Source organism: Verrucosispora sp. WMMC514, from assembly GCF_027497295.1.
Lineage (GTDB): Bacteria > Actinomycetota > Actinomycetes > Mycobacteriales > Micromonosporaceae > Micromonospora > Micromonospora palythoicola.
Genome location: NZ_CP114906.1, coordinates 1853225 through 1878203, shown reverse-complemented (window position 1 = coordinate 1878203; position 24979 = coordinate 1853225). Strand labels below are relative to the sequence as shown.

Genomic DNA, 24979 nt, shown 5'->3' with positions numbered 1-24979 from the left:
CGCGTACGCGAAAGGGGCGGCCCGCCATCGGCGGACCGCCCCTTCGCTGTTGCTACGTCAGATGCGCTTCCCGGTGGCGGAGTGGAAGACGTGGCTCTGGCCGGTACGCGGCCTCACGAAGATCGTGTCGCCGAGCTTCGGCATCTGCCGACGGTCGGTGCGGACCACGAACCGCTCGGAGGCGCCGTCGAGCGCGGCGTGGCCGTAGACGTTGGCGTCGGAGCCCAGGTCCTCGACCAGCTCGACCACGACCGGCATGCCGCCCTCGGTCGGGCTGACGATGTCGCAGTCCTCCGGACGGAAGCCCACGGTCACCTTGCCGTTGCCGCCCTCGGCGCTCGCCGCCTCGACCTGCTCGCGGGTCAGCGGCACGGACATCTCCGCGAACGACGCGCCCTGCTCGCTGAACGGGACGGTCTTGATGTTCATGGCGGGCGAGCCGATGAAGCCGGCGACGAAGACGTTGGCCGGGGTGTCGTAGAGCGTCCGCGGGGTGTCGACCTGCTGGAGCACGCCGTCGAGCATGACCGCGACCCGGTGGCCCATGGTCATGGCCTCGACCTGGTCGTGGGTCACGTAGACGGTGGTGATGCCGAGCTTGGCCTGCAGCGACGCGATCTGCGTACGGGTCTGCACCCGCAGCTTGGCGTCGAGGTTCGACAGCGGCTCGTCCATCAGGAAGACCTGCGGCTCCCGGACGATGGCCCGGCCCATCGCGACCCGCTGGCGCTGACCGCCGGAGAGCGCCTTCGGCTTGCGGCTGAGGTACTCCTCCAGCTGGAGCAGCGCCGCCGCCTCCTTGACCCGCCGGTCGATCTCGGACTTGGAGGTCTTGCGCAGCTTGAGCGCGAACGCCATGTTCTCGTACACCGTCATGTGCGGGTAGAGGGCGTAGTTCTGGAAGACCATCGCGATGTCGCGGGCCTTCGGCGGCAGGTGGGTGACGTCCCGGTCGTCGATGTAGATCGCGCCGTCGTCGACGTCCTCCAGGCCGGCGAGCATGCGCAGGCTGGTGGACTTACCACAGCCGGAGGGGCCGACGAGGACGAGGAACTCGCCGTCGCCGATCTGGAGGTCGAGCTGGTTGACCGCGGGGCGTTCGGTGCCCGGGTAGATCCGGGACGCCTTCGCGTAGGTGACCGTAGCCATGAGGGGGGACGCTTCCTTTCACCGGCAGGAACGTGCCGGACGATCCGAGTGAAGGAGCGACCGGCACGGGTGCCCGTACCGGCGCCACGGCCAGCGCGGGGCGAACCCGTGTCGGCCGTGTCACTGCACGGTAAACGGCTTTCGCCGCAATGCCAAGGTCCACCGTCGACCGGTACTTCCGAAGCATTCGCATTCCGGTCACTCGGGCACGGTCGGACACGAATCGACGTCCACGGGTCGGGATGTTGACGTTTCCCATGCTCGGGACCCCTGCCGAGCAGGAAAACCGGACGTCGGTCGCTATGCTGGCCACGACACAACGCCCCTGTAGCTCAGCTGGCCAGAGCACCCGCCTTGTAAGCGGGATGTCGCCGGTTCGATCCCGGCCGGGGGCTCCATCCGTATCACGCATGGCACACCGGGCGGACATCTCGGCGTGGCCGGGTGTTCAGACGGGCCGGTTAGGCTCCGCCTCCACCCGTCACGCCGTGACCCGTCACCACGACCAGGGGCGCCCGCCACCGTGCACCATGCCAACCACTACTACGGGCACTCCCACGTGCTGGCCCGCTACTGCGGGCTCGACGACCGGGATCCGCCCCGCGTCCACGGCTACCTCCAGCACGGCTGGAACATCGGCGACGGCATGGCGTACGACCACGAGTTCGTACCCGGCGTACCGCTGTTCCTGTGGTCGGAGCGGACCCGGCGGCGGGCCTGGTCCCTGGGGCGCCGACAGACGTACGTGGTCGGCGCTCCGTGGGCGTACCTGCTGGCGATGGAGCCGGACGACCCGCGACGGCGGGAGGGCACCATCTGGTACCCCTTCCACGGCTGGGAGGGGCAGCGGGTCGTCGGTGACCACGACCGGCTGGTCGACGAGATCCGGGCCGTCGAACCGGGGCCGGTGACGGTCTGCCTCTACTGGCAGGAGTACCGATCCACCCGGGTACGCCAGCACTACGAGCGGGCCGGCTTCCGGGTGATCTGCCACGGCTACCGGGGTGGTCGGTGGCGTGACCTCGACCCGGGTTTCCTGCACCGGCAACTGGCCGAGCTGCGCCGGCATCGTCGGGTCGCCTCGAACCGGCTGTGCAGCGCGGTCTTCTACGGCATCCTGGCCGGCTGTGAGCCGGCCGTCTACGGCGATCCGATGCAGCTGGCCGGTGAGGTGCCGATCTGGGGTGGTCAGCCGCGGATCCGGCGCCAGTGGGCGAGCCTGCATGGCCCGCAGGTCGACCCGGACGCCGCCCGTGCCCTGGCCGTCGCCGAGTTGGGAGCCGACCGGCTGCTGGCACCGGCCGAGCTGCGCCGGCTGTTCCGCTGGCCCGAGCCCACCGGGCGGCACCAGGCCCCCACGGTCCGATCCGTCGACGAGCACCAGGGCACGGAGGTTGGCCGATGAGCGAGCGCAGCGAGCGAATCATTCAGCGCGGCGGGGTGGCTCGTCGTGACGCCGAGCGCAGCGAGGTGGCGCGATGAGTGAGGTGCACCTGCTCGGTGGCGAGATGCTCGGCTGGTCTGATCTCGACGGCGCGCACGGCCCCGGCCCGGTACGCGGTCCGGGGCTGGCGGCCCTGTTGTCCGTCGCGTCCGGCCGCACGCTGGTGGTCGGGCCACACGACCCCGAGCTGCTCGACGCGCTGCCCTCGGCCGACCTGACCGTGCTGGTCCGAGGACTGCCCGACGCCGAGGCGCTGGCTGCCCGCTACGCCGGATCGACCGGGGTGCGGGTGTGCTGTGGCGGCCCGGAGAAGCTCGCCGGCACCGCCGCGTACGACAGCGTGGTCGCCCTGGACGGGCTGGCGCGCCTCGGTTCGGTCGAGGGGACGCAGCTGTCCTGGGGCGAGGCGTTCGACCTGCTGGTGTCGGTGCTGCGGCCCGGCGGTCGGCTGCTGCTCGGGGCCGAGAACCCGCTCGGGCTGCACCGGTTGCTGGCGTCGCCACCGCCGAGCACCGACTCCGACTGGGGGTCGTTCGACGAGTACGACGACACCCGCCCGGCCGGCCCGGCCCGGCTGCGGGCCCGGCTGACGGCGTCGGGCCTGCGGATCGGCGGTGCCTGGGCGGCCTTCCCGTCGCCGGTCGCGCCGGCCGCTCTGCTCGACCCGGAACTGCTGGCCGACCCGGACCTGACCGGCTTCCTCCAGGCCGTGCTCGGCGACCCGGCCGTGTTCGGTGACCCGGCCGTGTTCGGTGACCCGGCCGTGCTCGGCAATCGGGCCGTCCCCGGCGACCAGCCCCTGCTCGGCAATCAGGCCGTCCCCGGCGACCTGGCCGAACTCGGCGACGGCGACGGCGGAACGCGTGACCGCGGCACCGGAGGTGGTGGCCCGGTGCCGGCCGCACCGCCGCTGGCCGACCCGGCTCGGCTGGCCGGATCCGCCGTCCGGAACGGGATCGCCGTCGAACTCGCGCCGGCCTGGGTGCTGCTCGGCGAACGCCTGCCGGGTCCGTCGACCCCGGCGGATCAGCCCGCCGCGCGCGCCCAGCCTGAGGCTGACCGAGCCGGGGCGGTGCCGCCCGCGGCGCTGCTGGTGCTGGACGGTCGGCTCCGGGAGGTGCGCCGCGATCCGGCGGGCGGGTGGCGGTTCGCCGACGACGGGACCGTCCCGTCGGGGCGTACCGTCGAGGATCTGGTGGTGGCCGCGACGTTGCGCCGGGACCTGCCGGCGGTGCGGGCGCTGCTCACCGCCTGGCAGCGCGGTGCGGCGGCGGGGATGCCCGCGGACGCCGTGGTCGTCACCCCGGCCGGCACCTGGCACCGATCTACCGAGGCCGCCGAGCCGCTGGTGGTGCTGCGGCGGCTGGCGTCCCGGCTGGTCGACGCCGGACTGGCGGACCTCTGGCCGGCCGGTGAGCTGGCCGCCATGCTGACCACGATGTCCGGTCGGGAGCCGGGGACGTCGGTGGACCAGGTGGTGGGCGCGGCTGCCGGCGGCTGGCGGGAACTGCTGACGGACCGGGACCGGCTGGCCCGCGAGCTGTCCGAGGCGCGCGCGCTTCAGGAGTGGTACGAACGGACCTTGACCGAGTGCGACGACGAGGTCAAACGGCTGCGCCGGATCGTCGCACTGCTGCACGGCACCCCCACCGCGCGGGCCGGACGGCTCCTGCTGGCCGGTGCCCGCACCGCCCGGTCCGCCGTCCGCCGCCTCCGACCCACCGACTGACGGTCCTACCCCTGACCGCGATCATGCAGTTGTGGCAGCGACAAATGGGGGTGAGAGTGGTGAAAAGACGACCACAACTGCATGATCGGCGGGGCTAGGTCAGGGTGGGGGCAGCAGGGAGTCGTAGAGGGATTCGAGGCGGCGGGTCTGCTGGTGCAGGTCGAAGTCGGTCTCGGCGCGGTGGCGGGCGGCCTTGCCGAGGTGGTCGCGCAGTGGAGCGTCGGTGAGCAGGCGGCGGAGGTTGGCGGCGAGGGCGGGCCGGTCGCCTTCCGCGCAGAGCAGGCCGTTGGCCTCGTGGGTGACCGCCTCGGGGATACCACTGTGGTAGGTCGAGACGACCGGCACGCCGAGACTGAACGCCTCCAGGATGGTGGTGGGCAGGCCCTCGGTGTCGCCGTCCGACGCGGTGCGCGACGGTGCCGCGAGCAGCCGGGCCTCGGCGATGTGCCGCATCACCTCGGGCGGTGGCAGCGCGCCGGCAAACGTCGCGTCCACGCCCAACTGTGCGGCGCGGGCGCGTACCCGCTCGTGCAGCGGCCCGGTGCCGACCAGCAGCACCCGGGGCCGCAGTTCGGAGAGCATGCCCAGCGCCTCGACGAGATCCTCGATCCCCTTCTTCTCCACGAACCGGCCGACGAACACGACGTCCCACCGCTTCGGTCCGGCGGCCGGCTCCGGTGGCACCGGCACCCCGGTGTGGTGCACGCGGATCTTGTGCGGATCCGCTCCCAGCGCCACCGCCCGGTCCCGGATCGCCCCGGAGACGGCCAGGATCAGCGCGGCCCGACCGAACATGGTCCGCAGGTTCCGCCGGTGCCGAGCGCCGCGCGGACCGGGCGCCGCCGCCTGCCGGGTGACGTCGAGGCCGTGCAGGGTGACGACCAGCGGAATGCCCAGCTGTTCGGCGGCCCGGCTGACCAACCAGCCGTCGCCGCCGAAGTGCGCGTGCACCACCCCGGGGCGCAGCCGGGCCAGCAGCCGCCGTAGCCGGGGTGACCCGCCGGTCAACCGCAACCGCAGCCACTCGCGGCGGCCACGCGGCGTGTCCGGGCACAGCACCACGTCGCTGTCCCGGGACAGCGGTGAGACCACCCGGACGGCACCCAGGTAGACCGGACGCCAGGTGGGCAGCGCGTCGGCCTGGTTGCGGACGAACGTCTCCGAGCCCGGTAGCAGGCAGCTGCGCCAGATCACGGCGACCCTATCGCCGGACATCGGCCCCGATCCCCGGCGTCCCAGCCGTTCCCGTCGTCGTGCCGGCGGCGGTCCCCGCCGCGTCGGTCGCCGCGCCACCTGGCGCTCGCCGGCCGGCATCGGGCTCGGTGCTGGCGGGCTGTCCCGGCGAGGGCGGACCGCCGCGCCGGCCAGAGCCGAGGATCCGGTCGCGTACCCGGTGCCGCAGCTGCGGCGGAAGCACCCAGATCTGCAGGAACGTCAGGTAGTCGACGAGGCCGGGCCGCCCGTGCCGGCGCGCCTCGGCGAGCAGCAGCCGGAAGACCCGGAAGCTGCGGGTGGGCGCGGCCATCGAGCTGATGATGCTCATCGTGATCGCCGCGTACGCCCGTGGGGTGATCAGTGGTCGGATCCCGCGGAGCCACTCGAGCTGGGCCTCCCACGGCGAGCTGAGACTGATCCGTGGCCGGTCCTCGTCCTGGTGCCAGAGCACCAGCGGCTCGGCGGCGACCAGCAGCTCGACGTCCGGGTGGCTCATCGCGCGTACGGTCCAGTCCAGTTCCTGCTGCCGGCGCAGCCCGACGGTGAACGGCACCCGGCGCAGCAGCTCGGTCGGCGCCATGATGGTCGAGGTCTGGATGAACCCGTCGCCGTGGAACAGTCCGCGCCGCAGCGTGAGGTACTCGCAGATCGGCTCGCCCGGCTCCGGCAGCCGCCGGGGCATCACGAACTGCGCCCGGGGCGTTTTGTTGATCAGCCGGCTGGCGATGATCGGGCTGCCGACCGTGGCGCTGCGGGCCAGCTCCAGCTGCGCGGCGAGCTTGGTGGGCAGCCACTCGTCGTCGTCGTCGAGCAGGGCGGTCCAGGGGGCACGCGCCTCACGTACGCCGGTGTTGCGGGCGTTGGGCGCGCCGCCCTTGCCAGGCAGGTCGACCACGCGCAGCCGGGGGTCGCCGATCTCGGCGAGGGCCTTGCCGGTGTCCTCGTCCGGACCGTCGACCACGACGATCACCTCGATGTCGGTGACGGTCTGCGCGAGCGCGCTGCGCACCGCGCGGCTCACCAACGCCGGGCGGGCGAAGGTGGGGATGACCACGCTGACCGTGGGTGTGGATGGCATGACCACCTGCTCACTCGTGCCGGCTACGACGTGCGCGCACGGTGACGTTAGGTGGCGCGGGCGGCCCCGAGGTGAATGCCGGGCTGCGCTCAGGCGTACAGCGGTGGTCGTCGGCCGGACCGACCCATCCGGCCCGGCGGGGAGCAGACGTCGCTAAGGTCGCCGCAGGTGGCGTACGGCGTGGTGCGGCGAGGGGATGGTGGGCGGTGACGGACGCGAACCTGGTGGTCGAGGTCGCGGATGCGGTGGCCACGGTGGTGATCCGCAATCCGGGCCGGCGTAACGCGATGACCCCCGCCATGTGGCGACGGCTGCCGACGCTGCTCGACGGACTGGAGGCCGACCCGGCGGTCCGCGTCGTGGTGCTCACCGGTGCCGACGGCACCTTCTGCGCCGGTGCGGATCTCAGCGACCTGGACGAGCTGCTGGCGGCCGGCGACGGCAGCATCGCCGTGGTGGCCGAGGAACGGCTGGCCAGCTTCGCCAAGCCGACGGTGGCCGCCGTCCACGGTGCCTGCGTCGGTGGCGGCTGCCAGTTGGCGGTCGCCTGTGACCTGCGGATAGCCGCGGCCGACGCCCGTTTCGGCGTACCGCCGGCCCGGCTGGGGCTGGTCTACCCGGCGCCCACCACCCACCGGCTGGCCCGGCTGATCGGTCCGGCGGCGGCAAAGTACCTGCTGTTCACCGGCGAGTTGGTGGACGCCGACCGGGCGCTGCGGATCGGGCTGGTCGACGAGGTGCTGCCCGGCGTCGACCTGGCCGCCCGGGTCGACAGCCTCACCGGCGTGATCGCCGAGCGTTCGCAGCTCAGCGTCGCCGCCGCCAAGGAGATCGTCGACGGGCGGGCGGACGAGGATCGGATGGCCTGGTGGCACGGGCAGGTGCGGGCCAGTGACGAGGCTCGGGAGGGCGTGGCGGCCTTCCACGAGCGCCGCGGACCGCGATTCGGTTGGACACCGCCGGCCTGAGACCGGGCCACCCGGACCGACAGGCCGGGGGCCGGCGGGCGCCGCGCCGGGCGAAACCCGACGCCGCCCCCTGTGCCCGCCGGCCGGCCCGTCACCGCCCGGCCAGCGCCGTCCAGCTCGGTACGACAGGTACGCGCCGCAGCGGCATGCCCGCCTCGGCCGGCGTACGGTCCCCCTTGCGCTGGTTGCAGGCGTAGCAGGCGGCCGTCGTGTTCTTCCAGGTGTTCCGGCCGCCGCGCGAGCGGGGCAGCACGTGGTCGATGGTGTCGGCCGGCCCGTCGCAGTACGCGCAGCACCTGCCGTCGCGGCGTAACACCCCGGCCCGGGACCATGCCGGGCCGGCACGCATCCGCCAGCGGGTCACCACGTAACGCACCAGCCGGACCACCCGGGGCACCGGGAACACCCCGATGACCCGGTCCGGTACGGCCTCGTGGATCTCGGCGACCCGGCGGCAGAGCATCCGGATCGCGTGCTGGACGGTGACCCGGTGCAGCGGGCCGAGGTCGGCGTTGATGACGAGGACGGCGTCCACCGGTGTCTCCCTCCACGAACGGTGACGGACGTAGGGGCGGACGGCGGCGAGCGCCCGACCCCGGGCACGGGTGGGCGGCTCGGCGGGCGGCGGTACGCGTCAGCCGGAGCGGTCACCCTGGGGGCGTTCGGTGCGCCAACCGCCGGGCATCCGCGAGCCCGGCCGTCCCGCCGACACGGCGGTGGTGGCGGCGTACGGCCTTGACATGAGGTACTCCCGGATCGGCGGTTGACCTTGCGCGATCACGGTAGGTGCGGCCGAGGTGAGGCGGCAACGCATTTCGATGGCCCGGTCGGCGGTGAGCGCCGCTCCTGGAGGTCAGCGTCGGGCGAGCAGACCACGCGGCCGGATCGAGTGCAGCGGTTCGGCGGCACCACCCTCGGCGCGCAGGATGTGGTTCGCCGCGAGGATGCCGGTGGCCGCCGCCCGCTCCATCAGGGCGCTGGGAAAGTCGGTGCTGATGCCGTCGCCGGCCAGGTAGAGGCCGGTCGCGTCGGTGCGGACCCCCGGACGCCAGGCGTGGCTGCCCGGCGTGAAGGCGGGCGCCTTCGCCTCGACCCGGGCCCGCACTTCGCGTACCCGCAGCCGGGCCGTCTCCGGCCAGAGCACCGCCAGTTCGGCACGCATCCGCTCGGCCAGCTCGGTGGCGGGCACGTCCGGCTCGCAGGCGTACGCGTGCAGCTCGATCACCGAGCCGCCGGCGCGCTCGGCCCAGCGGCGGGACTCGCGCTCCAGCCGGTGGTACAGCGTGACCGAGTCCAACGTGGCCTGTCGGGACACCCCGCTGAAGATCGCCCGATGGGGATCGACGTCGCCGTCGCACCAGTAGCGGGCGACCGCGTACGGCGGGCCGGGCCGACCGTACGCGGGCATCGCCGCCGCCAGCGCCGGGGCCTGCTCGACAAGCGACGGCGAGTCCGCGACCAGGGCGGCGAGTGCGGGCGGGTCGACGGCGAGCACGACGTGCCCGGCCCGGTACGTGCCGTGCGTGCTGTGCACCTGCCAGCCGTCGGGATCGCGATGCAGACCGGTGACCGGCTCGCCGGTGCGGATCCGGCCGCCCTGCCGCTCGACGTGCCGGGTCAGCGGCTCCCAGATCGACCTGGCGTAGTCCTCGTCTGGGCAGTCGAAGGCGAGCCCTTCCGGGTTGCCGAGCAGGTAGAAGTGGAACTGCGCGATCATCTCGGCGGCCGACATCTCCGCCTCGTGATTGAAGAACGAGTGGGAGAAGACCTCGAAGAGCATCGCCCGGGCCCGGTCGGGCAGCCGCAGCGAGTCGAGCAGGTCGTCGGCGGTGGTGTGGTCGAACTCGGCGTAGGTGCGTACCGGGTCGTACGTCAGCAGCGGCAGGGCCGCGTCCCGATCCATCCGGCGCAGGTCGCGCAGGCGCAGGCTGGGGCTACGGGCGAGCAGGGTGAGCAGGTTCGCCGGCGGCGCGGGGGGTAGCCGGCCGAACTCCTCGGTCGGCCACTCGGCGCTGAGCACCGGATAGCCGGGGACGGCCCGCAGGAACCGCAGCGCCGGATCGACCCGGCGCAGGATGTTGCGCCAGTTGTAGTACTGCCGGAAGAAGGCGTGGAAGCCGTGCTCGTTGACCTGATCGGTCCCGTCGGCGAGGGTTTCCGGCCAGGCACCGAGCCGGCCGCCCAGGGTGGGTGCGGCCTCCAGCACGGTCACCTCGACGCCGCGTTCGGCGAGCACCACCGCCGCGGACATGCCGGCGATGCCACCGCCGACGACCACGGCGTCGACCGGACCCGGCACGCGGGGGGCGCCACCCCCGCCGGGGTCGACCCGGTGCCGACGTACGCCGATGAACCGTCCGGCCAACTGCGACAGCGTCATCTGACCTCCCGGCCCAGTGTGCTCCTCAGGTCAGGACAGGCAGCGGCGGGGGCGGTCGGAGGTCGGCCAGACGTACTCCAGGTCGTCGGGAACGTCGTCGCCGAAGATGGGCCGGTAGTGCGTCGGGTCCTTGCGCAGCAGCGACGAGCGGTGGCTCAGGTGCACCTCGGTTCGGCCGAGCCACGGCGGCAGTTCCCCGGCGACGGCGAGTTCCTGCTGGGTGCGGACCTGCTCGACGCCGCACGCGGCGGCCAGGTCGACCGTCAACGTGGTGGCGCAGGTGTCGGCCCGGCCGGCCGCGCACCAGACCGAGCAGATGTCCAGCCCGTACCGGGTCAGGGCCTCCTCGTACCCGGCCCACATCTTCACCGCCGGGTGGTTGCGCCAGCCGTACGTCGGCCAGGTCAGCCCGCGTAGCACCTGGATCGCCTCCACCCGCTGCTTGCCGAGCCGTCGTTGGTCCAGCGCCCGGGCGCTGGCCAGAAAGTCCGGGTACGGCAGGAAGGTCTGCATGCCGCTGCCCTACCCGTCGCCGACCGGGACATGCCGCGACGCGGCGGCCACGATCATGACGGACTGCGCGGGCCGCGACCGACTGACTACCATGCGGGGCATGGCGGAGCCGCTGCTCGATCGGGCCCTGCGGGCCAGCCGCCGGTTGCGGGTCAACGGGGAGTCCCGGGCGCACTACGTGATCTGCGGGCAGGACCCGCTCGCCTACTGGGTGGTGCGGACCATGCTGGCCGGCGAGACACAGTCCGGCCGGGTGAGGATCACCCTGATCGTGCCGGAGCGTCGGCGTTCTCCCGGCCCGGACGGCCGTGACCTGCCGGGCATCGAGGTGATCCGGGCCGACCGGCTGGACGAGGTCACGTTCCGCCGGGCCGGGCTGGTCGACGCCGCCGGGCTGGCCCTGCTGCACCAGGACGACGTGGGAAACATGCACGCGGCGCTCTGCGCGCAGGAGGTGGAGCCCCGGCTGCGCCTGGTGGTGCGGATGTTCAACACCGGCCTGGCCAACGGTGTCCGGCAGATCTTCCCCGACTCGGCGGTGCTCTCCGACGCCTCGATGGCCGCGCCGGCCTTCGTGGCCGCCGCGCTCGGCGAGGTCGCGCCGACGCACTTCCGGCACGGCGGACGCACCCTCTACGTGGCTCGGCGCGACGACGTACGCCCCAGTGAGATCGTCTGCGGGGTGGCCGACACCCGCGACGCCCAGCAGGACCTGGTGCTCCCGGCCGACGACCGGGCCGCCGACGTGGTGCTCGCCGAGGCGGTCGGTCGGCCCGCCGGGACCGAGCTGGCCGCGCGGCGGCTGGTCCGGGCGCGGCGTCGGCGGCGGCCGGTGGCGGTGGTGCTCCGGGCGATCCGCAGCTTCGCCACCCGGAAGATCGGGATCGCGGTGCTGGTGCTGCTCGCCATGGTGGCCGCCCTGGGCGGGCTGTACGCCAACGCGGCGCACGTCGGCTGGGGCGACGCGCTCTACCTGACGCTCGTCACCACCCTCACCGGGCAGGATCCGGACCCCGCCAAGTCGGCCGCCGAGCAGGTCATGCAGGTGGTGCTGAACCTCGCCGGGCTGGCGCTGATCCCGCTGATCACGGCGGTGGTGGTGGACGGGGTGGTGAACGCCCGACTGGCCCTGCACACCGGTCGGATCCTGCCGGAGCGTTCCGGGCATGTGGTGGTGGTCGGGCTCGGCAACATCGGCACCCGGGTGATGGCCCAGCTCAACGACTTCGGCGTCGAGGTGGTGGCGATCGACAAGAGCGCGGACGCGCGCGGTGCCGGGCTGGCCCGGCGGCTCGGCGTACCGCTGGTGGTGGGTGACGCCGCGCAGGAGGAGACGCTGCGGGCCGCCTCGGTGGCGACCTGCCAGGCGTTGGTGGTGGTCTCCACGGATGACGGGGCGAACCTGCGCGCCGCGCTCAACGCCCGGGCCCTCGACGACCAGCTCCGGGTGGTGCTGCGGCTGTTCGACGGCGATTTCGCCGAACGGGTGCAGCGGGCCTTCGGCATCGGCACCTCGCGCAGCGTCTCCTACCTGGCGGCACCGTCGTTCGCCGCCGCCCTGCTGGACCGGGCGGTGATCGCCACCATCCCGGTGGGCCGGCACGCTTTGCTGGTCACCGAGGTCCCGGTGGCCGCCGGCTCGGACCTCGACGGTCGTACGCTCGCCACCGTCGGCCGGGCCGGCAGCGTCCGCCTGCTCGCCCACGCCCGGGCGGGGCAGCGCCTGGACTGGTCGCCGGACCCGCGCATGGTGATCGTGGCCGGTGACCGGCTGACCGTGGTGGCCCGCCGGGCCGGCCTGAACGCGTTGCTGCGCGAGGTCGCGCCACCGGAGCCGGCACCGCCGTCCGGGGCGCCGGTACCGCGCGAGGCGACGGAATGACGACCAGCCGACCTCCACGGTAGTGTGGAAGTCGTGGCCGCAGTCTACGAAGAGCTTCCGTTCAGCGAGTTCCTGCACCGTCCCGCCGCCGCCGCCGAGCGGCTCGGTGAGGTGCGGGCGCTACGGCTGCGCCGACGGGGCGCGGATGATCTGGCCCTGACGTCCGCCGATCAGATGGAACGGGACGCCGTGGTCATCGACTTCACCGCCCGACTGCTGGCTGGCCTCGTCCGGTCGGAGTCGACCGAGGTCGTACGGCGGGTGCTCGGCGAGGCACTGCCGTGGGTCGCCTTCCTGCCGCCCGAGGACGTCACGGAGCTGCTGAACGACCTGATCACGGTTGCCCAGGGCGCGGCATCGCTGGAGAATCTGTCGCCGGTCGCCGTCCTGTTGACGCAGTGGCGGCACACTGCGGAAATCTACGCCGACCCGGTCCTGCTGGAGCGGGTGACCCGGGAACCGGCCGGTGACCTCGGGCCGGTGCCGGCCCCAGAGTCGGTCCGGTGAGCCCGAAGCGAGGCGACCGCGCCGCACCTCCCGCCCTGGCGGGTGAGTTCGACCTCCGCTTCGCGGATTCGGCGGCGGCCGACGGTTGGGAACACCTTGCTCGACAGGCACCAGGAAATCTGCGGCGGGCCTTCGAGACCCTCCGGGGCGCGCCACGTTCGCGTACCGCACCGGAACGTCAGCACCGCCTCAAGGGGACGCTCGCTTCGGCCAGCTGGAAGGGTCAAGAGCTGGAGCGCTGGCAGTACGAGGTGACCGGCGGGGGCCGCATCTGGTACCTCGTCGACGACGAGCGCCGCACGATCTGGTTGACCTACGTCGGCACCGGTCACCCCCGGGAGACAGAGTGACCCGGTCAGCGGTGGGCTGACCGGATCGCGTACCAGGCGGCGCCGAGGGCGAGCACGCCGAAGCCGGCGAGCACGCTGGACAGCGGCAGGTTGACGGCGAGCAGCACGCAGCCGACCAGTCCCGCCACGGCGAGTGCCTGCACCGGCAGCTTCCGCTCCGGCTCCCGTCCCAGGGTCAACGCCGCGGCGTTGGTGATGGCGTAGTAGACGAGCACCGTGCAGGCGGAGAAGCCGATCGCCCCGCGCACGTCGCCGAGCACCACGACCAGGATCACCACGGCGGCCACCGCCAGCTCGGCCCGGTGCGGCACCCGGTGCCGGGGGTGCACCGCGGCCAGCCCGGCCGGCAGGTCCCGCCGACGGGCCATTGCCAGCGCGGTGCGGCCCACCCCGGCCAGCAGGGAGAGCAGCACCCCGGTCACCGCGACGGTCGCGCCGGCCCGGACCACCCACTCCAGGCCGGGCAGTCCGGCCGCGCCCACCACGTCGGCCAGGGGAGCGGCGGAGGCGGCCAGCCGGTCCGCGCCGAGCACGCCGACGGCGACCACCCCCAGGATCAGGTAGATCACCAGCACCAGACCGAGCGCCAACGGCACCGCCCGGGGAATGGTGCGCTGCGGATCGCGTACCTCCTCGCCGAGGGTGGCGATCCGGGCGTATCCGGCGAAGGCGAAGAAGAGCAGCCCGGCAGCGGTCAACACACCCCGGACGGTGCCGCCGGGCTGGTCGATCCGGTCGACGGAGATGCTCGTCGCGCCGGCCACCGCGACGAGCGCGAGCACGGCGAGCACCAGGACCACCAGGATCCGGGTGGCGGCGGCGGTCTTGCCGATGCCGCGCAGGTTCACCGCCGTCACCGCGACCACCGCCAGCACCGCGACGAGCCGGGCCTGCCCCGGCCAGAGGTACGCCCCGACGGTCAGTGCCATCGCCGCGCAGCTGGCCGTCTTGCCGATCACGAAACCCCAGCCGGCGAGGAACCCGGCGAACGGATTCAGCCGCTCCCGACCGTAGACGTAGGTGCCGCCGGACTCGGGATAGCGGGCGGCCAGCCGGGCGGAGCTTGTCGCGTTGCAGAACGCGATGAACCCGGCCAGGGCCAGGGCGACTAGCAGGCCGGTGCCACCGGCCGCCGCCGCGGCGGGAGCGAAGACCACGAAGATGCCCGCGCCGAGCATCGAACCGAGACCGATGACGACGGCGTCCGGCACGCCCAGCCGGCGCGTGAGTCGGTCCACGGCGGCACCCTACCGGTACCGGATGAACGGCCCGTCCCACTGCCGGAGGCGGCCGGGTAGCGGCAGGTCGTCCCAGGGCACCCGGTGCAGCAGCCGGTCCAGCAGCAGCCCCAGCAGCAGGGCGGCCAGCCCGTCGGTGAGCCAGTGGAAGTTGAGGTAGGTGGTGGTGACCAGCAGGATCCCCGGCGGCGCGTACCGCACCAGCCGGTACAGGCCGGCCGGCAGCCGACCGACGGTCAGCGACACCAGCAGCAGGGCGATCACGCCGTACCAGACGATCGCGTTGGCCACGTGTCCGGACGGGTAGGACATCGAGTAGGCGCCGGCCGGCAGGTGGTTGAAGACCTGCACGGCCTCCTCGGGAGGCAGGAACGGTTCCTTGACCGAGGCAGTGGGTGCCGCCCGGTCGGTCCAGAGCTTGAGCGGACCGATGGTCACCATGGTGACCAGGAGGGCACCCGCGACCAGCAGGAACGGCCGGATCGTCCGTCGCCGCCAGGCCACCGCCACCGCCAGCGCGCCGGAGAGCGGCAGCAGCAGGCCGCCGCCCTGACCGAGCAGGTTGAACGCCCGGGCGGTCCAGTACAGCGGGGCCGGGTCGTGGGTGAAGGCCCACTCGCTGACGGCGAGGTCGAGATCGAGCAGTTGGCCGCGGGCGAGCGCGGCGGTCAGCGCCCCGAACCCCGCCAGCAGGACGGCGTCGAACCACCAGCCGGCCGGGCGTACCGGTGCCAGGCCGATGCTCCGGCGTACCGGTGTCGTCTCCCGCACCCCGATCACGCTACCGGCCCGCACGGTGCTCCCGACGGCCGGCGACTGTGGGCCGAGCCACGAAGGGAGGCGTTCCGGCGGCGGAAACGTCAAACTTGACGCCGTGCGGATCACCTCGGCCCTCGTCGACCCGGCGTTGCTCGACCTGCCCTGGTCGACCCCGTTGGAGCAGTGGCCGGCCGAGCACCTGGTCGCGCTGCCCCAGGGCATCTCTCGGCACGTGGTGCGGTTCGTGCAGTTGGGCGGGCACGTCTACGCGGTCAAGGAGACCGGCGAGCGGGTGGCCGAGCGGGAGTACGACCTGCTGCGTGCCCTGGAACGGATCGACTTCCCGTCGGTCAAGGCGGTGGCGATCGTCGCCGACCGGGAGTCCGACGCGGGTGAGCCGCTGGACCCGGTGCTGATCACCCGCCACCTCCAGTTCTCCCTGCCGTACCGCGCGCTGTTCTCCCACACGCTGCGGCCACCGACGATGGGGCGGCTGCTCGACGCGCTCGCCGCGCTGCTGGTCCGGATGCATCTGACCGGCTTCTTCTGGGGCGACTGCTCGCTGTCGAACACGCTGTTCCGGCGGGACGCGGGTGCCTTCGCCGCGTACCTGGTCGACGCCGAGACCGGCGCGCTGCGCAGCGTGCTCTCCAACGGTCAGCGTGGCGAGGACCTGGAGATCGCCCGGGTCAACATCTTCGGCGAGGCGCTCGACCTTCAGGCGGCCGGCCTGCTGCACGACTCGATCGACCCGGAGGTGGTCTGCGAGGAGGTGGTGCAGCGCTACGAGCGGCTCTGGCACGAGATCACCTATGAGCAGCAGGTCGAGCGCGCGGCCCGGCACGACATAGAGGGGCGCATCCGCCGGCTCAACGAGCTGGGCTTCGATGTGGCGGAGGTGGCCATGTCGAGCATCGACAACGGTCGTTACCTCATCCGGCCGAAGGTCGTCGACGCCGGGTACCACCACCGTCGGCTGCTCCGCCTCACCGGGCTGGACGCCGAGGAGAACCAGGCCCGCAAGCTGCTCAACGACCTCGACGCGTACCGGGCGGAGAGCGACCTGACCGACGAGCAGCAGGCCGCGCACCGTTGGCTGACCGAGGTCTTCGAGCCGGTGGTCCGGGCGGTACCCGCGCACCTGCGGCGCAAGCTGGAGCCGCAGGAGCTGTTCGCCCAGATCATCGAGCACAAGTGGCTGCTCTCCGAGCAGGCCGGCCGGGACGTGGGGATGCGCCACGCGGTGCAGTCGTTCCTGTCGGACGTGCTGGTGCACCGCCCCGACGAACAGGCCGTTCTCGGCGTGGAGATCTCGACGGGCTGACCCGGCGGCTGCCGGGTCACTCCACCCAGGTGCCGGCCCGCATCACCCGGACGATCTCCAGGTCGTCGTTGAGCACCACCAGGTCGGCGCGGAGCCCGGCCTGGAGGGTGCCCACCTGGTCGCCGAGGCCGAGGGCCAGGGCCGGCGTGGTGGACGCCATGCGCACCGCGTCGGGAACCGAGGCACCCGCGGCGACCGCGCTGCGCAGCGCCACGTCCATGGTCAGCGTGCTCCCCGCGATCGCCCCGTCCCGGGCGAGCCGGGCCACCCCGTCGGCCACGGTGACCGCCTGGCCGCCCAGCTCGTACTCGCCGTCCGGCATGCCGGCGGCGGCCATCGCGTCGGTGACCAGGGCGCAGCGTTCCGGTCCGGCGTTCGAGGTGGCGAAGGTGAGCGTTCCCTCGTGCAGGTGCACCCCGTCGGCGATCAGCTCGCAGATCACGTTCGGCGCGGTCAGCAGCGCCACCACGGGACCGGGCTCGCGGTGGTGCACCGGTCGCATCCCGTTGAACAGGTGGGTGCCGACTGTCGCGCCTGCCGCCACGGCGGCGCGGGTCTGCTCGTACGTGCCGTCGGTGTGTCCGACGGCGACGACCACCCCGTGCCGGGTGAGCAGTTCCACCGCCTCCAGCGCGCCCGGCCGCTCGGGGGCGAGGGTGACCATCCGGAGCGCGCCGTCACCGATCTTGATGAGCTCGGTCAGCTCGTCGGTGGCGGGATCCCGCAGGAACTCCGGGTTCTGTGCGCCGCACCGGGCGGCGGACAGGTACGGTCCCTCGAAGTGGATGCCGGCCAGCACGCCCTCGCGCACCAGCGGCGCGAAGGCGGCGGTGGCCGAGCGCATCAGCTCGAACGGTGAGCTGACCAGGCTGGCCACCAGGCTGGTGGTGCCGTGCCCCAGGTGGAACGCGGCCGCGGCCCGGGCCTGATCGGCGTCGCCGGTGGTGAAGGTGTGCCCGCCGCCGCCATGACTGTGGATGTCCACGAAGCCGGGCACGATCCAGTGCCCGTCGCGCACCGACGGGTACTCCGCGACCGCACTGATCCGGTCGCCCTTGACCTCGACGCAGCCCTGCGAGATCACCCCGCCGGGGGTCACCACCTTGCCGTTCACCCGTACGGTCATGGCGTCTCCATCTGGTCGAGGGCGAGCAGGGCGGCACCGAGGCAGCCCGCCTCGTCGCCGAGGACGGCCGGGACCAGTCGCGGCTCCCGGTGGAAGGTGAGCCGGTCCCGCAGCGCGGCACGCAGCGGGTCGAACAGCCCGGCGCCGGCCTGGGCGAGGCCGCCGCCCAGGACGATGGTCGCCACGTCGAACAGGGCCTGGGCGGTGGCGAGGCCGTCGGCCAGTGCCTCGACCGTCTCCCGCCAGACCTGGGCGGCCACCTTCTCGCCGGCGTCCGCCCGGGCGGCCACCTCGGCGGCGGTCACCATGGTCCGTCCCCGGCCCGACCCGGCGGCGGACCCGTCGTCCGACGCGCTGCCGGTGCGCCGGGTCGTGGCCGTGCCGGTGTCGCCGGCCGTGCCGGTCCCGGTGAGTTCGGCGTAGCGACGGGCGACAGCCGACGCGGAGGCGACGGCCTCCAGGCAGCCTGGCCGTCCGCAGCCGCAGACCGGTCCGTCGGGACGGACCAGGATGTGACCGAGTTCCCCGGCGGCGCCGTGTGCACCGGTGACGGCCCTGCCGGCCACCACGTGCGCGGCGGCGATACCGGTGCCGATCGCGACGAAGAGCACGTGCCCGGTGTCCCGGCCGGCGCCCAACCGGGCCTCGGCGAGGCCACCGGCACGTACGTCGTGGCCGAGCGCCGTGGGCAGGCCGAGCCGCGCGGCCGCCAGATCGCGCAGGGGTACGTCCCGGAAGCCGACGTTGGCTGACCAGACCGCCACGCCGCGTGCCTCGTCCACGACCCCCGGCACCACGATGCCGAGCGCGGTCGGCGTGAGCCCGTCCGCGTACGCCTTGCCGGCGAGTCCCTCGGCCACCGACAGGATCGTCTCGACCACGGCGTCGGGACCGCGCCCGGCGTCGGTGGGGTGTCGTTCGGCGTGCCGCACGACCCCGTCCACGCCGACCAACGCGCACTTCATCCCGGTGCCACCCACGTCGAGCGCGACGGCAACCTCTTCGGTCACGTGAGTACCACGGAGCGACTCAGGTGCCGGGGCGCGTCGGGGTCGAGGCCGCGACTGGTGGCCAGCGCGACGGCGAAGCGCTGCGCCAGGATCAGGTCGGCCATCGGGTCGACCGGGGTACGCCCGGCGGCCCACCGGCCGAGCACCGTGCGGTAGCCGTGGGTGCGGCTGTGTGCGAAGGACGCGCCGGTGGCGGCGACGTCCTCCGGCAGCCCGTCGGGCAGCTCGCCGAAGGCCCAGACCAGCCGGCCGGGGGCGGCCACCGAGATGGGGCCGTGCCGGTAGTCCATCGCGGGGTACGCCTCGGCCCAGAAGGTGGCCGCCTCGCGGCACTTCAACGCGGCCTCCTGGGCCAGCCCGATGGTCCAGCCGCGACCGAGGAAGGTGACCTGTTCGATCAGGCTCGGATCGATCGGCAGCGGGGCCCGGACGGCGACCTCCGCGTCGGCGGCGAGGGCGTCCATGTTGTCGCCGAGGTGGGCGCGGAGCAGCGCCAACGCGGTGGTGGCGAAGCGGGTCTGCACCACTGAGCGTTCGTCGGCGAACGGCATGGTGACGGCGGCGTCGGCGGTCTCCACCACCGGTGAGTCGGGGTCGCCCACCAGGACCGTGGTCGGGATCCGGCCGCGCAGCGCGGCGATCAGCTCCAGCACCTCGGTGGTGGTGCCGGAGCGGGTGATCGCCAACAACCGGTCGTAGTGGCGGCCGACGGGGAACTCGCTGGCCTGGAAGGCGTCGGTCTCGCCCTGGCCGGCGGCCTCGCGGCGGGCCGCGTACGCCATGGCCATGAACCAGGACGTGCCGCAACCGACGACGGCGACCCGCTCACCGGGGCGCGGGAGGCGGTCGAGCATCGCCGGAGCCAGTTCGCTCGCCTGGCGCCAGCAGTCCGGCTGGCTCGCGATCTCCGCGTGGACGTACGCCATGAGAACTCCTCGCAGGCCGGAGCCTTGCGCATTACGGCTCGCTAATCCCGTCTTTCGCGCGTCATTCTGCGTGAAACCCATCGGAAATGGCAACCGGGGACGCGATCGAGCAGAGCTGGTTTTTGCGTCTTCGTAGTTTCGAGCACTAGTGTGCACGCAACCAAGCACCGATCGTGCAGACACGGGAGGCCCGGGGTGGACCGCTACGCGAGATGGAACGCCCTGCTCGAAATGCTCACCGACTCGGGCCGGGTCACCGTGGAGGAGGCCGCCGAGCGGCTGGACGTCTCCCAGGCGACCATCCGCCGGGACTTCGACCAACTCGCGCAGCAGCAGATGATCACGCGTACCCGGGGTGGTGCGGTCGCCAACGGCGTCTCGTACGACCTGCCACTGCGCTACAAGACGGCCAAGCACTCGGCGGAGAAGCAGCGGATCGGCGCGGCGGCGGCGGCGCTGGTCTCCCCGGGCACGGTGGTCGGCCTCAACGGCGGCACCACGAGTACCGAGGTGGCCCGGGCGCTGGCGGTGCGCCCGGATCTCAACACCAACGCCGACGGTGCCCAGTTGACCGTGGTCACCAACGCGCTGAACATCGCCAACGAGTTGCTCGTCCGGTCCCGGATGAAGGTCGTGGTGGCCGGCGGCGTGGTGCGGCCGAAGTCCTTCGAACTGGTCGGCCCGCTCGGCGGGGCGCTGCTGCGTGAGGTCACGCTGGACGTGGCGCTGCTCGGGGTGGACGCCATCGATCCGCTCCTCGGTGCCGCCGCCCACCACGAGGGCGAGGCGGCGATGAACAACCTCATGGTGGCGCGGGCCAAGCGGGTGGTGATCATCGCGGACTCGTCCAAGCTCGGCGGTCACGCCTTCGCCCGGATCTGCCCGGTCGACCGGGTCGAGACGCTGGTCACCGACTCCGGGGCCGCCGCCGAGGTGGTCGACGCCTTCCGGGCGGCCGGGGTGCACGTCATCTGCGCCTGAGCGTCCCGGACGGCTGACGTCGCGTCGCGCCGTCGACGCTCACGGTATCGAAATCCCTGTTCTCGGCGTGGCGCTGCATACCGGGTATTGCCTGCGGCTGCATACCGCGTATGGTGTCGTCGTCGCCCACACACCAACGGGGGAGGTGCAGCTTGCCAGCTGTCCTGGAAATCGAAGGTCTACGAAAGACGTACCGAAGTCGACGCCGTGGCACCCGCAACGCCCTGGACGGCTTCGACATGCGGGTCGAGGCGGGCCAGGTACACGGCTTCCTCGGCCCCAACGGGTCGGGCAAGACCACCACGCTGCGTACGCTGCTCGGCCTGATCCGGCCGGACGGCGGCCGGATGGCGATCCTCGGTCACGAGGTGCCCGACCGGCTGGACCAGGTCGCACCGCAGGTCGGCGCGATCGTGGAGAGCCCGCAGTTCTTTCCGCACTTCACCGCACGGGACACGCTGTCGCTGCTGGCCGGCGCCGGTGACCTGCCCGAGCAGCGGGTGGACGAGGTGCTGGAGCTGGTCGGCCTGCGCGACCGGGCCGGTGAGCGGGTCAAGACGTACTCGCTCGGCATGAAGCAACGGTTGGCGGTCGCCTCGGCGCTGCTCAAGAACCCGCGACTGCTGATCCTGGACGAGCCGGCCAACGGCCTCGACCCGGGCGGCATCCGGGAGATGCGCACGCTCATGCGCAACCTCTCCGAGGCCGGCATGACGGTGGTCCTGTCCAGCCACATCCTCGGCGAGATCCAACTGATCTGCGACTCGGTCACCATCATCTCGTTGGGTCGGCGGGTCGCCTTCGGCCCGGTCGACGAGGTGCTGGCCCAGCACTCGTCCGGCGCGGTCCGGGTGCGGCTGGAGGCGGTCACCGACCTTCCGGTCGCCGCCACCGCACTGACCCGCTCCGGGGTACGGGTCACCGCCAACGACGATCATCTGATGCTCGGCGGGGTGGACAAGCCCGCCACGGTCACCCGAATCCTGGCCGAGCAGGGTCTCTACGTCAGCGAACTCGCACCGATCGCGGTCGACCTGGAGAGCGTCTTCCTCGAACTGACCGCCACCGCGCCGGTACCCGGCCAGCACCGGCAGGTCGACCAGTCCGTACGAGTCGACGGGACGGCGCCGTCCGCACCCGCCGGAGGAGGTTGGGGCGCGTGAGTCTCTTCCGTACCGAACTACGCCGGCTGGCCAAGCGGCGCTTCGCCCGCTGGATGACCGCCGGTGGCCTGCTGGTGCTGGTCCTGGTGGCGGTGGGCATGTTCCTGAGCAACCAGAAGATCGGCCCGGACCAGTTCGCCGAGGCGCGGCAGGCCGCCGACCGGCAGCATCAGGAGCAGGTGCGCTGGGCCGAGCAGGAACGTGCGAACTGCGAGCGGGCGAAGGCGGCGGGTGAGAACGTCGACTACTACCCGGCCGACTGCGCCGAGATCACGCCACCGCCTCGGGAGTCGATCGAGGAACAGTGGTTCCTGCCCTCGACCTTCGACTTCCGGAAGAGCTTCGGCGAGATGCTGATCCCGCTCGCCGGGATCCTGGGAATGGTCGGGTTCGTGGTCGGTGCCTCGTTCGTGGGCGCCGAGTGGAACACCGGCGGGATGATGAACCTGTTGCTCTGGCGGCCGAAGCGGCTGACCGTCCTGCTGACCAAGTTGGGCGCACTGCTCACCGGGCTGCTCGCGCTGGCGCTGCCCGCCACGGCGGCCTGGTTCGGCAGCATGTGGCTGGTCGCCAACCTGCGCGGCACCACCGAGGGGATGACCTCGGGGACCTGGCAGTCGTTCCTCATCGGTGGTTTGCGTGGCATCGTGCTGACACTGGTCGCGGCGACGGTGGGCTTCGCCCTGGCCTCGCTCGGCCGGCACACCGCGATGGCGCTCGGCGGGGCGATCGCGGTCATGGTGGTCGGCCAGATCGGGCTCGGCATCCTGCTCTCCATGGCGCAGGTGCGTTTCCCCGAGGCCTGGCTGCTGCCCACCTACGCCATCGCCTGGATGACCAAGAAGGTCACGCTCCAGGACTGGCAGGCGTGCAACGCCACCTACACCGGCGAGTGCCAGCCGGCCACGCTGGTCATCACCTGGCAGCACTCGTCGGTGCTGTTCACCGTCGGGATCGTGCTGTTCCTCGGCGCGGCGCTGTGGACGATGCGGCGACGCGACATCACCTGAGTCGGTCGGTGGCGGACCGACCTCGCCGGGGGCGGTCCGCCACTGCCCCTCCTTGTCGCGATGGCCCACGGGTCGGTGGGATGCGGCAGGTGGTGGCCGTCGTTAGGCTGATGGGCCAGGTTGGCCCAGCCGTGCCGGCCGCCCCCGGATGAGGAGCACGATGCAGCCCGCCGACGCCACCCCGGCAGCGCAGACCGGTCCGGACGCCGTCACGGTGCCACCGCCGAGGTCCGCCCCCGAGGTCGAGTCGACGTCGCAGGACCACCCCTGCGACCCCGCGTCGTCCCAGGCCGCCGCGTCGACGGACGCCGAGGAACCACCGACGAGGTCGGATGCGGATGCGGGCGGAGCAGCGTCCCCGGCTGGCGGGCTCGACGAACGCGAACTGGAGATGCTCGCCTTCGAGCGGCAGTGGTGGCGGCATGCCGGTGCCAAGGAGCAGGCCATCCGGGACCGGTTCGGGCTCTCGGCCACCCGCTACTACCAGCTGTTGAACGCGTTGCTGGACAACCCGGCGGCGCTGGCCGCCGACCCGGTGCTGGTGGGCCGGCTGGTGCGGTTGCGCGCCTCCCGGGCCCGCAACCGCCGCCGTTAGGCCTGCGATCTCGACGTGTCGTCCGGTGCTCGACGGGTAGCCGGGGCGCGGGGGGTGGCGAATGAGCGGCGGGGGGCCCAGGCAGCCGGGACGAACGGCGCGTCCGGAGACCGGCGTGCCCGAAGCGGCCTCGGACGAGCGCCGCCGGGGTGCGGTGGTCGGTACCGCCCCCGACATGCGGGTGCGATCCGCGTCCGCCCCGCCACCCGGTCGGGCGGTCAACGAGGACCTGGTGTTCCGGTTCGGGCCGCTGGTGGGGGTGCTCGACGGGGCCACCGTGCCGGAGGGCTTCGACACCGGCTGCGTGCACGGGCCGCAGTGGTACGTCCGGCACCTGGCCGCCCGGCTCGGCCTGGCGGAGGCAGCCCGTCCGGCCGCGACGCTGGTGAGCAACCTGGCGGCGGCGATCCTCGCGGTCCGTGCCGACCATGGCGAGCAGTGCGACCTCGACCACCCCGGCACCCCGTCGAGCACGGTGTGCCTGCTCCGCGACGGCGGCGACCAGGTCGACTACCTGGTGCTCTGTGACAGTCCGCTGGTGCTCGACACCGGCGGTCGCGTCGACGTGGTGGTCGACGACCGACTGGCCAACTCGGCGGCCGACCTACGGAAAAACGCCGACCTGCTGCCCGATTCGACCGACTGGGCCACCCGCTTCCGGCGTGCCGTCATCGCGCAGCGGGAGCGGATGAACCGCACCCACGGCTACTGGGTCGCCGCCGCCGATCCCGACGCCGCCTACCACGCGGTGGTGGGCACGGTGCCCCGGCACGGGCCCGCGGCGTTGCGTCGCGCCGTGCTGCTCTCCGACGGTGCCTCCGCCGTCGTCGAGGAATTCGGGCTGCTCGACTGGTCCGGCCTCCTGGACGTGGTGGCGGTGGAGGGCCCGGACGGGCTGATCGACCGGGTCCGCGCCGCCGAACGGGACCATCCCGACCGACGGCGCCGGCACAAGGCCGCCGACGACGCCTCCGCCGTGTACTGCGAGTTCGCCCGGCCGGACGATCGCGGAGCGTGACCCGGGAGGTGATTCGACCCGACCGGTCGGTCCGCTCCGCCAGAGGGACCGGTCGTCTCCGAACCGGGTGGACGCGCGGCGCCGGGCGCGGAAGACTGCGGCACGTGACTGGTGCGGTCCGGTTGGAGCCGGTGGACGAGCGGAACCTCGAACCGTTGCTCTCGGTGGCGGTGGCCGAGGCGGAGCCGGCCGACGTGATGCCGCCGGTGGAGGCGCCGGCCGGCTGGTCGAACGCGCGACGGGAGGCGTTCCGGGAGTTCCACCGGGCCAGCTTCGGTGGGCTGGACGCGCCCACCCGTAGCGCGATGTACGCGATCGTGGCGGGTGGCGAGGTGGTCGGCATGATCCGGATGAGCCGACGGGACGAGCCCGGTGTCGCCGAGGTCGGCATGTGGCTCGGCCGGTCGGCCCGTGGCCAGGGCATCGGCGCGGCAGCGTTGCGGGAACTGCTGCACCTTGCCGCGGCGGCCGGCATGCGGACCGTGGTGGCGGACACCGCGCCGGAGAACCGTGGCGCGCTATCCGTGCTGGAGAAGTGCGGCGCGAAGCTGCGCGAGGCCGACGACCGGGTGTACGCCGAGATCTCGCTGGACGACGCCGCCGCCTGCTGACCG

24 protein-coding genes and 1 tRNA gene are annotated in these 24979 nt (G+C 73.0%); 14 read left to right on the top strand and 11 right to left on the bottom strand.

What is annotated here, in order from left to right; translation table 11 throughout:
• Positions 1 to 57: 57 nt before the first annotated feature.
• On the bottom strand, positions 58 to 1149 hold the full coding sequence (gene ugpC / locus O7597_RS08585) for a sn-glycerol-3-phosphate ABC transporter ATP-binding protein UgpC (protein WP_269738501.1): 1092 nt from the start codon (positions 1147 to 1149) through the stop codon (positions 58 to 60).
• A gap of 321 nt (positions 1150 to 1470) precedes the next feature.
• On the opposite strand from ugpC, the gene O7597_RS08580 reads away from it, so the two are divergent.
• The 3 genes from O7597_RS08580 (at position 1471) to O7597_RS08570 (ending at position 4322) form a co-directional block, all read left to right on the top strand.
• A tRNA-Thr gene (locus tag O7597_RS08580) sits at positions 1471 to 1547 on the top strand.
• 125 nt (positions 1548 to 1672) lie between these two features.
• Complete coding sequence (locus tag O7597_RS08575; RefSeq protein WP_281582411.1) at positions 1673 to 2554, top strand: hypothetical protein; 882 nt, start codon at positions 1673 to 1675, stop codon at positions 2552 to 2554.
• Between the two features lie 73 nt (positions 2555 to 2627).
• Positions 2628 to 4322: a hypothetical protein gene (locus O7597_RS08570; protein WP_281582410.1), complete on the top strand. Its 1695-nt coding sequence runs from the start codon at positions 2628 to 2630 to the stop codon at positions 4320 to 4322.
• 99 nt (positions 4323 to 4421) lie between these two features.
• Here the strand turns inward: O7597_RS08570 and O7597_RS08565 are convergent, their stop codons facing one another.
• Positions 4422 to 5537, bottom strand: a complete 1116-nt coding sequence (locus tag O7597_RS08565) for a glycosyltransferase (RefSeq protein WP_281582409.1) — start codon at positions 5535 to 5537, stop codon at positions 4422 to 4424.
• Entirely contained in the window at positions 5524 to 6615 is a 1092-nt protein-coding gene (locus tag O7597_RS08560; protein WP_281582408.1) for a glycosyltransferase family 2 protein, read from the bottom strand. Before O7597_RS08560 ends, O7597_RS08565 begins: the two co-directional genes overlap by 14 nt.
• A 206-nt stretch (positions 6616 to 6821) precedes the next feature.
• Between O7597_RS08560 and O7597_RS08555 the strand changes: the two genes are divergently transcribed.
• Positions 6822 to 7583, top strand: a complete 762-nt coding sequence (locus O7597_RS08555) for an enoyl-CoA hydratase/isomerase family protein (protein ID WP_269738496.1) — start codon at positions 6822 to 6824, stop codon at positions 7581 to 7583.
• Between the two features lie 91 nt (positions 7584 to 7674).
• Here O7597_RS08555 and O7597_RS08550 read toward each other — a convergent pair whose 3' ends face one another.
• The 3 genes from O7597_RS08550 to O7597_RS08540 all read right to left on the bottom strand — a co-directional run bounded on the left by O7597_RS08550 (position 7675) and on the right by O7597_RS08540 (position 10476).
• Positions 7675 to 8118, bottom strand: coding sequence for an HNH endonuclease (locus O7597_RS08550; RefSeq protein ID WP_281582407.1), 444 nt, complete (start codon positions 8116 to 8118; stop codon positions 7675 to 7677).
• Between the two features lie 318 nt (positions 8119 to 8436).
• Positions 8437 to 9963: an FAD-dependent oxidoreductase gene (locus O7597_RS08545; protein WP_281582406.1), complete on the bottom strand. Its 1527-nt coding sequence runs from the start codon at positions 9961 to 9963 to the stop codon at positions 8437 to 8439.
• A 30-nt stretch (positions 9964 to 9993) separates the two neighbouring features.
• Entirely contained in the window at positions 9994 to 10476 is a 483-nt protein-coding gene (locus O7597_RS08540) for an MSMEG_6728 family protein (RefSeq protein WP_269738492.1), read from the bottom strand.
• 91 nt (positions 10477 to 10567) lie between these two features.
• On the opposite strand from O7597_RS08540, the gene O7597_RS08535 reads away from it, so the two are divergent.
• From O7597_RS08535 to O7597_RS08525, 3 genes are read left to right on the top strand one after another with little or no spacing between them, the layout of a single operon-like run.
• A complete protein-coding gene (locus O7597_RS08535; RefSeq protein WP_269738491.1) occupies positions 10568 to 12358 on the top strand; it encodes an NAD-binding protein in 1791 nt (596 codons plus the stop codon).
• Positions 12359 to 12391: 33 nt separating this feature from the next.
• Positions 12392 to 12865, top strand: coding sequence for a hypothetical protein (locus O7597_RS08530; RefSeq protein ID WP_269738490.1), 474 nt, complete (start codon positions 12392 to 12394; stop codon positions 12863 to 12865).
• Positions 12862 to 13215 carry a hypothetical protein gene (locus O7597_RS08525; RefSeq protein WP_281582405.1) on the top strand — a complete coding sequence of 118 codons (354 nt, stop codon included), beginning with the start codon at positions 12862 to 12864 and terminating at the stop codon, positions 13213 to 13215. The genes O7597_RS08530 and O7597_RS08525 overlap by 4 nt, the downstream gene beginning before the upstream one ends.
• Before the next feature lie 5 nt (positions 13216 to 13220).
• On the opposite strand, the gene O7597_RS08520 is transcribed toward O7597_RS08525, so the two are convergent.
• Together O7597_RS08520 and O7597_RS08515 are read right to left on the bottom strand one after the other, a co-directional pair.
• Positions 13221 to 14453 (bottom strand): APC family permease, encoded by a 1233-nt coding sequence (locus tag O7597_RS08520; protein WP_281582404.1) that lies wholly within the window; start codon positions 14451 to 14453, stop codon positions 13221 to 13223.
• A gap of 9 nt (positions 14454 to 14462) precedes the next feature.
• Entirely contained in the window at positions 14463 to 15248 is a 786-nt protein-coding gene (locus O7597_RS08515; RefSeq protein WP_281582403.1) for a phosphatase PAP2 family protein, read from the bottom strand.
• A gap of 79 nt (positions 15249 to 15327) precedes the next feature.
• Between O7597_RS08515 and O7597_RS08510 the strand changes: the two genes are divergently transcribed.
• On the top strand, positions 15328 to 16536 hold the full coding sequence (locus O7597_RS08510; RefSeq protein ID WP_269738486.1) for a DUF4032 domain-containing protein: 1209 nt from the start codon (positions 15328 to 15330) through the stop codon (positions 16534 to 16536).
• 16 nt (positions 16537 to 16552) lie between these two features.
• Here the strand turns inward: O7597_RS08510 and nagA are convergent, their stop codons facing one another.
• From nagA to O7597_RS08495, 3 genes are read right to left on the bottom strand one after another with little or no spacing between them, the layout of a single operon-like run.
• A complete protein-coding gene (gene nagA, locus O7597_RS08505) occupies positions 16553 to 17662 on the bottom strand; it encodes an N-acetylglucosamine-6-phosphate deacetylase (protein WP_269738485.1) in 1110 nt (369 codons plus the stop codon).
• A complete protein-coding gene (locus tag O7597_RS08500) occupies positions 17659 to 18672 on the bottom strand; it encodes an ROK family protein (protein ID WP_269738484.1) in 1014 nt (337 codons plus the stop codon). Before O7597_RS08500 ends, nagA begins: the two co-directional genes overlap by 4 nt.
• Positions 18669 to 19598, bottom strand: a complete 930-nt coding sequence (locus O7597_RS08495) for a sugar isomerase (protein WP_281582402.1) — start codon at positions 19596 to 19598, stop codon at positions 18669 to 18671. Before O7597_RS08495 ends, O7597_RS08500 begins: the two co-directional genes overlap by 4 nt.
• 195 nt (positions 19599 to 19793) lie before the next feature.
• Here O7597_RS08495 and O7597_RS08490 point away from each other — a divergent pair, with 195 nt between their 5' ends.
• The 6 genes from O7597_RS08490 (at position 19794) to O7597_RS08465 (ending at position 24976) form a co-directional block, all read left to right on the top strand.
• Positions 19794 to 20579 carry a DeoR/GlpR family DNA-binding transcription regulator gene (locus O7597_RS08490; protein WP_269738482.1) on the top strand — a complete coding sequence of 262 codons (786 nt, stop codon included), beginning with the start codon at positions 19794 to 19796 and terminating at the stop codon, positions 20577 to 20579.
• 152 nt (positions 20580 to 20731) lie between these two features.
• Positions 20732 to 21742, top strand: a complete 1011-nt coding sequence (locus O7597_RS08485) for an ATP-binding cassette domain-containing protein (protein ID WP_281582401.1) — start codon at positions 20732 to 20734, stop codon at positions 21740 to 21742.
• Positions 21739 to 22752 (top strand): ABC transporter permease subunit, encoded by a 1014-nt coding sequence (locus O7597_RS08480; RefSeq protein ID WP_281582400.1) that lies wholly within the window; start codon positions 21739 to 21741, stop codon positions 22750 to 22752. Before O7597_RS08485 ends, O7597_RS08480 begins: the two co-directional genes overlap by 4 nt.
• A 160-nt stretch (positions 22753 to 22912) precedes the next feature.
• A complete protein-coding gene (locus tag O7597_RS08475) occupies positions 22913 to 23347 on the top strand; it encodes a DUF3263 domain-containing protein (RefSeq protein ID WP_281582399.1) in 435 nt (144 codons plus the stop codon).
• 115 nt (positions 23348 to 23462) lie between these two features.
• A complete protein-coding gene (locus O7597_RS08470) occupies positions 23463 to 24365 on the top strand; it encodes a hypothetical protein (RefSeq protein ID WP_281582398.1) in 903 nt (300 codons plus the stop codon).
• 104 nt (positions 24366 to 24469) lie between these two features.
• Positions 24470 to 24976, top strand: a complete 507-nt coding sequence (locus tag O7597_RS08465) for a GNAT family N-acetyltransferase (RefSeq protein WP_269738477.1) — start codon at positions 24470 to 24472, stop codon at positions 24974 to 24976.
• Positions 24977 to 24979 lie beyond the last annotated feature (3 nt).

Bases quoted from the DNA above. Each gene is read 5' to 3' on its own strand.
- ugpC (WP_269738501.1), bottom strand. From the start codon at position 1,149: ATGGCTACGGTCACCTACGCGAAGGCGTCCCGGATCTACCCGGGCACC.
- O7597_RS08570 (WP_281582410.1), top strand. From the start codon at position 2,628: ATGAGTGAGGTGCACCTGCTCGGTGGCGAGATGCTCGGCTGGTCTGAT.
- O7597_RS08565 (WP_281582409.1), bottom strand. From the start codon at position 5,537: ATGTCCGGCGATAGGGTCGCCGTGATCTGGCGCAGCTGCCTGCTACCG.
- O7597_RS08560 (WP_281582408.1), bottom strand. From the start codon at position 6,615: ATGCCATCCACACCCACGGTCAGCGTGGTCATCCCCACCTTCGCCCGC.
- O7597_RS08545 (WP_281582406.1), bottom strand. From the start codon at position 9,963: ATGACGCTGTCGCAGTTGGCCGGACGGTTCATCGGCGTACGTCGGCAC.
- O7597_RS08540 (WP_269738492.1), bottom strand. From the start codon at position 10,476: ATGCAGACCTTCCTGCCGTACCCGGACTTTCTGGCCAGCGCCCGGGCG.
- O7597_RS08535 (WP_269738491.1), top strand. From the start codon at position 10,568: ATGCGGGGCATGGCGGAGCCGCTGCTCGATCGGGCCCTGCGGGCCAGC.
- nagA (WP_269738485.1), bottom strand. From the start codon at position 17,662: ATGACCGTACGGGTGAACGGCAAGGTGGTGACCCCCGGCGGGGTGATC.
- O7597_RS08495 (WP_281582402.1), bottom strand. From the start codon at position 19,598: ATGGCGTACGTCCACGCGGAGATCGCGAGCCAGCCGGACTGCTGGCGC.
- O7597_RS08475 (WP_281582399.1), top strand. From the start codon at position 22,913: ATGCAGCCCGCCGACGCCACCCCGGCAGCGCAGACCGGTCCGGACGCC.